The sequence below is a fragment of the Streptomyces sp. NPDC056296 genome, from assembly GCF_042268605.1.
Taxonomy (GTDB): Bacteria; Actinomycetota; Actinomycetes; order Streptomycetales; family Streptomycetaceae; genus Streptomyces.
Genome location: NZ_JBHJRX010000026.1, coordinates 66696 through 76783, shown reverse-complemented (window position 1 = coordinate 76783; position 10088 = coordinate 66696). Strand labels below are relative to the sequence as shown.

Sequence of the window (10088 nt, the reverse complement as noted above, 5' to 3'; positions counted from 1 at the left end):
GCGTGGAGCTTCTCCCGCCGGGCCCGCGCCCGGTTGTGCGGTCCGCCGGTTCAGACCTCCAGCTCGTTCTCGATCCGGCGCAGTTGGTGGCGGGCCATCGCCAGGTTGGCGCGGCTCGCGTCGAGCACCAGGTAGAGGAACAGCCCGTTGCCGCCACGGCCCTTGAGCAGGCGGATCATGTGGTACTGGGTGTTCAGGGTGATCAGGATGTCCTCGATCTCCTCCTTCAGACCGAGGTGCTCCATCGTGCGCAGCTTGGACCGCACGACGTCGGTGTTGCCGGCGGCGGCGACCTCCAGGTTGAAGTCCTTGGTGCCGCCCAGCGTGCCGAGGGCCATGCCGCTGGTGTAGTCGACCAGCGCGGCGGCCTTCGCCCCATCGATGGAGCTGAGGCATTCCTTGAGTGAGGTCTCCAGGTTGGCCATGCGTGGGTTCCTTTCCGAACGTGATCGATACGTGTTCAGTACGTGATCCGTAGTAATCGGTAGTAATCGGTTGATCAGGTCGGCCGGCGTTGGCCGCCGATCTGGGGACTCGGTTGGTGTGTGGGCCGCTGCGGGGTGCGCACGGGCAGGGTGCCGATGGGGCGGGCCGTTTCCCCGGCGGGCATCGTGGCGTGTTCGACGGCTTCTGCGGCCGGGGAGCGGCCCCGGTCCTGGCCGATGCGGTCGACGACCAGCTCCCCGATCCGGGCGCCGCTGCGCCGGCCCTCCAGGTGCAGCCGGCCCACGTTGACCCGGCCGTCGGTGAGCAGGGTGAGCACGGCGGCCGGACCGGCCGCGTAGGTGGCGACGTAGCCGTCGGTCCCGCGCAGCAGCAGTTCCCGGAACCCGCCGCGCGAGGTGGCGTCGGCCATGCGCTGGGCGACGCCGAGGGCGGCGGCGGTGAGCGCGGCGAGGCCCTCGGGTTCGGTGCCCGGTGCGTCGTGGGCCAGTACGAGCCCGTCGACGGTGGCCGCGAGCGATCCGGTCAACTGGGGTACACGGTTGCGCAGTCGGTGCAGTTCGTCCAGGACGTCGCTCTCGACGGCCATGAGCAGTCTCCTTTCGGCACGCTGTCGACGCGCGCGTATCACAGGGCCTCCAAGGCGTCTCGAAGCCGTCGCAGCAGGGCCGTGTCCGGGTCGTCCCACACGACGCCGTGCGGGTCCGGACCCGGCGCGAGGGGCGTGGGAGCGGGCGGCGCGGCGGTGACGAGGCCGTCGGCGGCCAGGCGGCGCAGTTCGACGAGGGTGTGGTACGTGCGGCAGGCGAGCGCCGAGGCGATCTCCGCCGCGGTGCGGACACCGTCGACCTGGGTGAGGGTCCGGCCGCGCCGTACCGGCAGGGCGGCGGCACCCGCGTCGGGCACCCGTGTGAGGGGGACGGTGTCGATGTCGGGGTCCGGCCAGATGCGGTCCAGCAGGGCGCGCCGGCGTCCGCACTCGCGGACGACGACGTCCACCGGTACGGACCGGACCGCGCCGAGCCAGTGCACCGCGCCGGGCCGGAAGCGGTGGGCGCGCGTGTCGTGGGCGAGGACGAAGTACGCGGCGTCGAACAGCGCGCCCAGGTGGCAGACCTCCAGCGCCCCTGCGGCGAGCCGGCCGCTGTCCACGAGCCGGTGTCCGACCCGGGCCTGCCTGCCGCCGCGGTCGACCGCGTCCCACCAGCCGTCCGGCGCGACGGCGCCGCTGCGGGTGAGCAGCGCGCCGAGGTCCGGGGTGAAGGCGGACTCCACGTGTACGACCCGGCCCGCCGCGAGGTAGACGACGCCCCGCTCGCCCGACAGGGCACCGGTCGCCCCTTCGGCCGCGAGTGCGCCGAGAGCCGCCGACGTCGTTTCGTGCGTGGTCCAGGTGGTCGTCACCCTGGTCATCCGAGCACCAGACGATCCGCCATCTCGGACAGCCGGATGCGGGCCAGGGCGAGGTTTCCGTCGTTGCGGTCCAGCCACAGGTGGAGGAAGACGGTGCTGTCGAACGGAGTGCTGACGAACCTGAGCAGGTGATAGGCGTCGACGGTGGTGGCGATCATGTCCTCGACCGGTGGTTCCTTCTCCGGCGCGACGGCGGCACCGCGGGCGCCCGCGGTGCCGGGCGCGCCGGCCGCTGCCAGGGAGCCGCTCTCCGCGACGTGCCGGGCCAGTTCCGCGGTCTCCGCCGCGGTCGCCTCCCAGTCGCCGCCCGGCGCCTCGCCGACGGCGCCCAGGGCGAGCCCGCTGATCCAGTCGACCAGCGACGCGCCCCGTGCGCCGGGCAGCCGCATGGCTTCCAGCAGACTCTCGTCGATTCCGGGCACGCCGGATCCCCTCTCCCGCACGGCTGTACCGCGAACGTGACGCCGAGACTACGGAAAGTGCACGCATCTGGTGAGCGCTTTGGCATTTTCCAGAGGAACGTGCGCGCGCTCCGGCATACTGCGGTATTTCGACCGTCGCGGGCCCGGTGGGCGAGGGGTGGCGCGGGCAGGCCCGCCCCGACGCGGATGGCGGGCGGGACCTGTCCGCGCCGACCATTGTGGGGACGGCGCGAACACCTTGACCACGAGTGAACGACGCGGTTTCGGGTGGCGCCCGCACACCCGGCGCGCTTCCCGCGCACGGGGCTTGGGTACGCCGAGACGGGCAACTCGGGGCCCATGGCCCGACAGCATCTTTTCCATCGCGGGAAGCACCCGAAGGACGACACCACGGACGACACCACGGACGACACCGCGGACGAGACGGCGCCCGAGGACTACGGCCCGGGCTCCTCCACCGAGCGCGCCGCTCCCGGCTCCCCCACCCAGCTGCCGAAGCGCTCGTGGTCCTCGCTGCTGCGGCGCGTGATCGCCGAGTTCAAGGACGACGAGCTGACCGACCGCGCCGCCGCTCTCACCTACTACGGGATCCTGTCGCTGTTCCCGGCCCTGCTGGTGCTGGTCTCCCTGCTGGGGATCGCCGGGCAGTCCGCCACCCAGGAAGTGCTGGACAACATCCAGAAGCTGGCGCCCGGGGCCGCACGGGACGTCATCACCAACGCGGTGGAGCAGTTGCAGGCCAAGGCCGGGCTGGGTTCCGTGCTGGCGGTGGTCGGCCTGGTCGGTGCCGTCTGGTCGGCGTCCGGCTATGTGGCCGCGTTCATCCGCGCGGCGAACGCGGTCTACGACGTGCCCGAGGGGCGCCCGGTGTGGAAGGTGCTGCCGTTGCGGGTGGCCCTGACCGTGGTGCTGCTGGTGCTCGCCGTGGTCAGCGCGCTGATCGTCGTGTTCACCGGCAGTCTGGCCCAGCAGGTGGGCACCGCGCTCGGCGTCGGCGACACCGCTCTGACCGTGTGGTCGATCGCCAAGTGGCCGGTGCTGGTCGTGCTCGTCACATCCATGATCGCGATCCTGTACTGGGCCACCCCGAACGCCCGGGTCAAGGGCTTCAAGTGGATCTCGCCGGGCAGCGTCCTCGCCCTGCTGATCTGGCTGGTCGCCTCGGTCGGCTTCGCGTTCTACGTGGCCAATTTCGGCTCGTACAACAAGACGTACGGCACTCTGGCCGGTGTCATCATCTTCCTGGTGTGGCTGTGGGTGACGAATCTGGCCATTCTGCTCGGCCTCGAGTTCGACGCCGAACTGGCCCGGCAGCGTGTGATCGACGGCGGCCACCCGCCCGACGACGAGCCGTACGTGGAGCCGCGCGACACCCGGGCCTGGGACGAGACGGACCGGCGGCGCGCGGCACCGGGAGAGTGACTACGGGCCCAGGAGAGTGACTACGGGAGGATCGAGTCGACGTATCCGCCGTCGACGCGGACGGCCGCGCCGGTCGTGGCGGACGCCTGGGGCGAGCTCAGGTACACCACGAGGTTGGCGATCTCCTCGGGCTCGATCAGTCGCTGGAGCAGCGACTGCGGGCGGTGTTCGCGCATGAAGGCGCGCTGTGCCTCGTCCCAGGGGAGCTCGCGGTCGACCAGCTGGTACACGAAGTCCTCGACGCCCTCGGTGTGGGTGGGTCCGGCGATGACGGAGTTCACTGTGACGCCGCTGCCCGCCGCCTCCTTGGCGAAGCCGCGGCTCACGGCGAGCAGTGCCGTCTTGGAGACGCCGTAGTGGATCATCTCGGCCGGGACGACGACGGCCGAGTCACTCGCGATGTACAGCACCCGGCCCCAGCCCCGTTCCCTCATCCGGGGGAGATGGGCGCGCGTCAGCCTGACGCCCGCGAGGACGTTGATCTCGAAGTAGCGGCGCCACTCGTCGTCGCTGATCTCCAGCGCGGGCACCGCGCCGAAGACGCCGAGGTTGTTCACGAGGATGTCCACGTCGGGCAGCGTCGCCAGGGACCGCTCGGCGCCCTCCGCGGTGCCGAGATCGGCCGCGACCGGCACGAACACCCCGTCCGGCACCTCGGCCCGCAGTTTCCCGACGCTCTCCTCCAGGCGGCCGGCGTCGCGTCCGTTGACGCCCACCGTGGCGCCGGCCCGGGCCAGTCCGGCGGCGATCGCCGCTCCGATGCCCTGTGAGGAGCCCGTCACCAGTGCGGTCCGTCCGCCGAGGTCGAGGTCCATCGGTCGCTCCTTCTCGTGCCGTACGGTCGGTCGCCGTGCTCCTGCCCACCCTCGCCCACGGCGCACCTCGTACGCCGCCCACCGCACCGCGAACCGTGCCGCGACCCGCCCGGTCGGCGGACCCCCGGGTGCTCTCCGCTGACCTGCGGCGACGATACTTGCGTGTGTCCGTGCCCCCGCTTCTGCCTCCCGATGGACTCATGCCGACCTCTGCCACCGCCCGCCCCACGACTCCGCCCACGGTGTGGGCCGCTCGCGGCCGCCACGTCGGTTCCGCGGCGGAGGACACCGTCCGGCACACTCTGCAGCGGCTGAAGGACAGCCGCGTCATCGACGACTTCCTGGAACTGCCCGCCGAGGAGCAGCCGGGCGACGAGGCCCCCGGCCACCGGATCTTCGAGGCGCGCTGGAAGGCCGCGGGGGTCGTCACCGTGCGGGCCAGACTGGTCCTGGCGCCCGGTTCGGCCGGCGGGCAGGAGTGGACCCTGCTCGCGGAGGCCGAGGAGGCTTGGGATCCCGCCTGGCCCTCACCCGCGACGATGTTCTGGCCCGACGACCCGGACGTCACCTGGGACCGCGACGCCGCCACGGGGCTGCGGCTGCGGGGCATCAACACCCTGCCCGACGACGACAAGACCCTGCGCCGGCTGCTCAAGGAGGCCGGGCGCGGCCCGTGGAACATCCACGTCGTCGTGCACGAGGCGATGACCCCCGACCATCGCGGCCGGGTACCGCTGGCGGACCGGCTGCCTCCCGGTCTGCGGCACCGCGTGGTCGAGCACCGCGCCGCGCCGCAGCAGCTGCGGGTGGTCAACTGGGCCCTGGAGGACTTCGGCGTCCAGGTGCCGCGCGGTGGCGCCGTGGTGCTGCCCGGCTCCCCGGCCCCGTCCGGCTACGACGCCCCGGACTTCTCCGTCCGCACCGTGTTCCTGGACGGCTCCGAGCCCACCGGCCTGATCGCGGCGGTGACGTCCTTCGCCGCGCTGCCGAGGCCGCTGCCGGACGGCGCGGAGGAGGCCCTCACCGCGCTGCGGGAGGACTGGCGGCTGCTGACCATGGCGGAGGAACTGGACCGCGAGCGCAAACTGGTGGCCATGTACGCCGAGGCGCTGGAGGCCATGACGCAGTCCCGGGACCTGTACCGGGAGGCGGCCGAACGCGCGGGCGAGGCCCTGGCCGCGTACCGGGAGTCCGCCGCGTCCGCCCCGACCGGTCCCCCGCCGGCCGAGGCGCCCCAGGTGTCGCCGCTGCGGAGTCTGACCCGCACGCTGGAACGGTTCAGGGGCTCGGGCCGGACACCGCGTACCGAGACCGACGGCCAGGACACCACCCGGCCGCCCGCCGAACGCGACGACTGACGGCCGCCGGGCGAGGCGACCGACGACGACCGGACCGCGGCCGGCCCCGGTGAGCGGTGGGCATCCGGTGGCGGGGCGGGCGTGGCGCTCGTCGCTCCGGTCATCGGCACGGCGGTCCGGGAGGCCGTCGAGGGCGGTGCGGACCACGGGCTTCAGCGTCGTCCCCGGCGGGCGGACGACTGCCGCCGGGGCCTGCTGGGTGTCCCGCGTGACGTGTTCCCGACGTGTGCGGCCCTCGGGTGCCGTGGTCATGGCGCCGTCCCGGGCAGGTCGGCCCGGCGGTGGCCCGCCGACTGAGGGCACCCTCACGTGTCAGCCGGTCCGACGTGGATACGCGGACGGAACGGCAGCACGGCCCGTCCCGGAAGGTCATCGACGCCATGGACAGCCAGCACGAGGGCACCGCCCCCGCTTCCCCACCTCAGACGTCCCGCTCGCAGACCACGCTTCGCGTGAACGGCAAACCGCACACCCTCACCGTCGACCACCGCCGGGTCCTGCTGGACCTCCTGAGGGAGGATCTCGGGCTCGCGGGCGCCAAGAAGGGCTGCGACCACGGGCAGTGCGGCGCCTGTACGGTCCTGGTGGACGGGCGGCGGGTCAACAGCTGCCTGCTGTTCGCCGTCGCCCTGGACGGCTGCGAGATCACCACAGTCGAGGGCCTCGCCGGCGACGGGGAGGAACTGCATCCGATGCAGCGGGCGTTCCTGGAGCGCGACGCCTTCCAGTGCGGGTACTGCACCCCGGGCCAGATCTGCTCCGCGGTCGGCGTGCTCGCCGAGGCCGCGGCCGGGCACCCGTCCCACGTCACCGACCCGGCGGCACCCTCCGGTGAGCCCGTTCCGCTGGTCCGGGAGGAGATCCGCGAGCGGCTGAGCGGAAACATCTGCCGGTGCGGTGCGTATCCGCGCATCGCCGACGCCGTCGAGGACGTGATCCCGTGAAGCCCTTCGCCTACGTACGGGCCGGCAGCGTCGAGGAGGCCACCGACGCGTTCGCCGCCCACCCCGGCGCCCGTTACCTCGGCGGCGGCACCAACCTGGTCGACCTGATGAAGCTCGGCGTGGAGACGCCCGCCGCCCTCGTCGACGTCACCCGCCTCCCGCTGGACGCGGTGGAGGAGCTGCCCGACGGCGCGCTGCGGGTCGGCGCGATGGTCCGCAACAGCGACCTCGCGGCCCACCCCGCCGTCCGCGACCGCTACCCGGCGCTCTCCCAGGCCCTGCTGGCGGGCGCCTCGGGACAGCTGCGCAACGCCGCCACCACGGGCGGCAACCTGCTCCAGCGCACCCGCTGCCCCTACTTCCAGGACCTGTCCAAGCCCTGCAACAAGCGCGAGCCCGGCACCGGCTGCGGCGCGCTGGAGGGCGTGCACCGCGACCACGCGGTGCTCGGCCACTCCGAGCAGTGCATCGCCACCCACCCCTCGGACATGGCGGTGGCGCTCGCCGCCCTGGACGCGCGCGTGGAGCTGCACGGCCCCGAGGGGACGCGGAGCGTGCCCGCCGCCGACTTCCACCGCCTGCCGGGCCTGCACCCGGAGCGGGACACGGAGATCCACCCCGGCGAGCTGATCACCGCAGTGGTGCTGCCGTCCGCCACGGCCGGGCTGCCGTCGGCGTACCGCAAGGCCCGTGACCGGGCGTCGTACGCCTTCGCCCTGGCCTCCGTCGCCGTCGTCCTGCACATGCGGGACGGGGTGGTGGACCGCGCCGGCATCGCCTTCGGTGCCCTGGCGCACCGGCCCTGGCGGGCGCGGCGGGCCGAGGACGCGCTGGTGGGCGCGGCGCCCACCACGGCGGCGTTCGAGCACGCCGTCGACCTGGAGCTGGCCGCCGCCGAGCCGCTGCGGGACAACGCCTACAAGGTGCCGCTGGCCCGCCGGCTGGCCCTGGACGTAATGGGCCGCCTCGCGCCGCCCGCCACCACCTGAACCCGGCGTCCACGAGGAGGACCCCCATGACCGGCACCGAAACCGTCCTGGGCGCTCCGGTCGAGCGCCGGGAGGGGCGGGAGAAGGTCACCGGCACCGCCCGGTACGCCGCCGAGTACGACTCCCCGGGCCGCGCCCAGGCCTGGCCCGTGCCGGCGGCGGTCGCGCGGGGCCGGGTGACCGGCGTCGACACCGCCCCGGCACTCGCCCTGCCCGGCGTACTCGCGGTGCTCACGCACGAGAACGCGCCCCGGCTCGGGGACCCGGACGACCCGACCCTGGCCCTGCTGCAGAGCCCGCACGTCCCGCACCGGGGCTGGTTCGTGGGCCTGGTGGTGGCCGAGACACTGGAGGCCGCGCGGGCCGGTGCCGCCGCCGTCCGTGTCACGTACGAGGCGGAGGACCACGACGTGACGCTCACCGCGGCGCATCCGGAGGCGTACGTCCCCGAGTCCGCCAACGGCGGCTTCCCGGCCGTCACCGAACACGGCGACCCCGACGGTGCCTTCGCCTCGTCGGCGACGCGTGTCGACGTCGAGTACCGGATACCGCCACTGCACAACCACCCGATGGAGCCGCACACCAGCACGGCGCAGTGGGACGGCGACCGGCTGACCGTGCACTCCTCCAGCCAGGGCACCAGCGCCGTGCGCACGGAACTGGCCAGGATGTTCGAGGTGCCCGAGGACCGGATCACGGTCCTCGCCGAGCACGTGGGCGGCGGCTTCGGGTCGAAGGGCACGCCCCGCCCCGACGTGGTGCTGGCCGCGATGGCGGCACGCGAGACCGGCAGGCCGGTCACCGTCGCGCTGCCGCGCCGCTACCTGCCCGCCGTCGTCGGCCACCGCGCGCCGACCCTGCACCGGCTGCGCCTCGGCGCGGACGCGGGCGGCCGGTTCACCTCCCTCGTGCACGAGGTGACGACACACACCTCCCGGGTGAAGGAGTTCGTGGAACAGGCGGCGGTCCCCGCGCGCGTCATGTACGCCGCCCCCGCCCTGCGCACGCTCCACCGCGTGGCGCGGCTCGACGTGCCCACACCGTCCTGGATGCGCGCCCCCGGCGAGTGCCCCGGCATGTACGCGCTGGAGTCCGCGGTGGACGAACTGGCCGTCGAACTCGGCATGGACCCGGTGGAGCTGCGGATCCGCAACGAGCCGGAGACCGAGCCCGACAGCGGCAAGCCGTTCAGCAGCAGGCATCTGATGGAGTGTCTGCGCGAGGGCGCCCGCCGCTTCGGGTGGGAGGGCCGCGATCCGCGACCCGGGTCCCGCAGCGACGGTCCCCTGCTGGTCGGCAGCGGGGTGGCCGCGGCCACGTATCCGGTCCTGGTGTCGCCGTGCGCGGCGTCCGCGCGGGCCCTGCCCGGCGGCGGCTTCCTGGTGCGCGTCAACGCCACCGACATCGGAACGGGCGCCCGCACGGTCTGCGCCCAGGTCGCGGCCGACGCCCTCGGGGTCCCGCTGGACCGAGTACGTATCGAAGTCGCCGACAGCGACATCGGTTTCGCGCCCATGGCCGGCGGCTCCTCCGGTACCGCCTCCTGGGGGTGGGCCGTGCACGAGGCGTGCGTGCGGCTGACCGGCCGGCTGGCCGAGCACTCGGGGCCGCTGCCCGACGACGGGATCGCGGCCGACGCGGACACCTCCGGCACCGCCGACGCCGAGAGCCCCTACGCGCGCCACGCGTTCGGCGCGCACTTCGCCGAGGTCACCGTCGACACGGTCACCGGCGAGGTTCGGGTGACGCGGCTGCTCGGTGTCTTCGCGGCGGGGCGCATCCTCAACGCCCGTACGGCGCGCTCGCAGTTCATCGGGGGCATGACGATGGGCCTGGGCATGGCGCTCACCGAGGACAGCACGGTGGACCCGGCGTTCGGCGACTTCACCGAGTCCGATCTGGCCTCGTACCACGTGCCCGCGCACGCCGACGTCGCGGCGGTGGAGGCGCACTGGGTCGACGAGGAGGACGCCCACCTCAACCCCATGGGCAGCAAGGGCATCGGCGAGATCGGCATCGTCGGCTCGGCGGCGGCCGTCGGGAACGCGGTCCACCACGCCACGGGCATCCGCTACCGGGAACTCCCGCTCACCCCGGACCGGGTGCTCACCGGCCTGCTCGAACACGAGCATCCCGCGGGCATGTTGGGGACGTGAGGGCGGGACGTGGTTCGCTCCCGGCGTCCTTCTCCTCCCCCCCTCCCCCCTGGGCTGAACCAGTTGTTTCTTCCCCCGTTGTTCGCCCCCCCCCCCTTCTTCTCCCTTCCCCCCTCCGGCCTACC

Annotated in this window: 10 protein-coding genes; 5 read left to right on the top strand and 5 right to left on the bottom strand. The window is 73.5% G+C overall.

The window, feature by feature from the left end; all coding sequences use genetic code 11:
• Positions 1-50 precede the first annotated feature (50 nt).
• The 4 genes from ACFCZF_RS20500 to ACFCZF_RS20485 form a co-directional block, all read right to left on the bottom strand.
• Positions 51-425, bottom strand: coding sequence for a hypothetical protein (locus ACFCZF_RS20500; RefSeq protein ID WP_375908186.1), 375 nt, complete (start codon positions 423-425; stop codon positions 51-53).
• 74 nt (positions 426-499) lie between these two features.
• Positions 500-1033: a roadblock/LC7 domain-containing protein gene (locus ACFCZF_RS20495; protein ID WP_376672848.1), complete on the bottom strand. Its 534-nt coding sequence runs from the start codon at positions 1031-1033 to the stop codon at positions 500-502.
• A 38-nt stretch (positions 1034-1071) separates the two neighbouring features.
• A complete protein-coding gene (locus ACFCZF_RS20490) occupies positions 1072-1857 on the bottom strand; it encodes a hypothetical protein (protein ID WP_376672847.1) in 786 nt (261 codons plus the stop codon).
• A complete protein-coding gene (locus ACFCZF_RS20485) occupies positions 1854-2279 on the bottom strand; it encodes a hypothetical protein (RefSeq protein ID WP_376672846.1) in 426 nt (141 codons plus the stop codon). The genes ACFCZF_RS20490 and ACFCZF_RS20485 overlap by 4 nt, the downstream gene beginning before the upstream one ends.
• Before the next feature lie 339 nt (positions 2280-2618).
• Here ACFCZF_RS20485 and ACFCZF_RS20480 point away from each other — a divergent pair, with 339 nt between their 5' ends.
• Complete coding sequence (locus ACFCZF_RS20480; RefSeq protein ID WP_376672845.1) at positions 2619-3701, top strand: YihY/virulence factor BrkB family protein; 1083 nt, start codon at positions 2619-2621, stop codon at positions 3699-3701.
• A 20-nt stretch (positions 3702-3721) separates the two neighbouring features.
• Here the strand turns inward: ACFCZF_RS20480 and ACFCZF_RS20475 are convergent, their stop codons facing one another.
• Positions 3722-4516 carry an SDR family NAD(P)-dependent oxidoreductase gene (locus tag ACFCZF_RS20475; protein WP_376672844.1) on the bottom strand — a complete coding sequence of 265 codons (795 nt, stop codon included), beginning with the start codon at positions 4514-4516 and terminating at the stop codon, positions 3722-3724.
• A gap of 200 nt (positions 4517-4716) precedes the next feature.
• Here ACFCZF_RS20475 and ACFCZF_RS20470 point away from each other — a divergent pair, with 200 nt between their 5' ends.
• The 4 genes from ACFCZF_RS20470 to ACFCZF_RS20455 all read left to right on the top strand — a co-directional run bounded on the left by ACFCZF_RS20470 (position 4717) and on the right by ACFCZF_RS20455 (position 9963).
• Positions 4717-5874, top strand: coding sequence for a hypothetical protein (locus tag ACFCZF_RS20470; protein ID WP_376672843.1), 1158 nt, complete (start codon positions 4717-4719; stop codon positions 5872-5874).
• A gap of 380 nt (positions 5875-6254) precedes the next feature.
• The gene (locus tag ACFCZF_RS20465) at positions 6255-6818 is read left to right on the top strand and encodes a (2Fe-2S)-binding protein (RefSeq protein ID WP_376672881.1); all 564 of its coding nucleotides are present in this window, start codon (positions 6255-6257) and stop codon (positions 6816-6818) included.
• A complete protein-coding gene (locus ACFCZF_RS20460) occupies positions 6815-7807 on the top strand; it encodes an FAD binding domain-containing protein (RefSeq protein WP_376672842.1) in 993 nt (330 codons plus the stop codon). Before ACFCZF_RS20465 ends, ACFCZF_RS20460 begins: the two co-directional genes overlap by 4 nt.
• Before the next feature lie 26 nt (positions 7808-7833).
• Positions 7834-9963 carry a xanthine dehydrogenase family protein molybdopterin-binding subunit gene (locus tag ACFCZF_RS20455; RefSeq protein ID WP_376672841.1) on the top strand — a complete coding sequence of 710 codons (2130 nt, stop codon included), beginning with the start codon at positions 7834-7836 and terminating at the stop codon, positions 9961-9963.
• Positions 9964-10088: the final 125 nt, after the last annotated feature.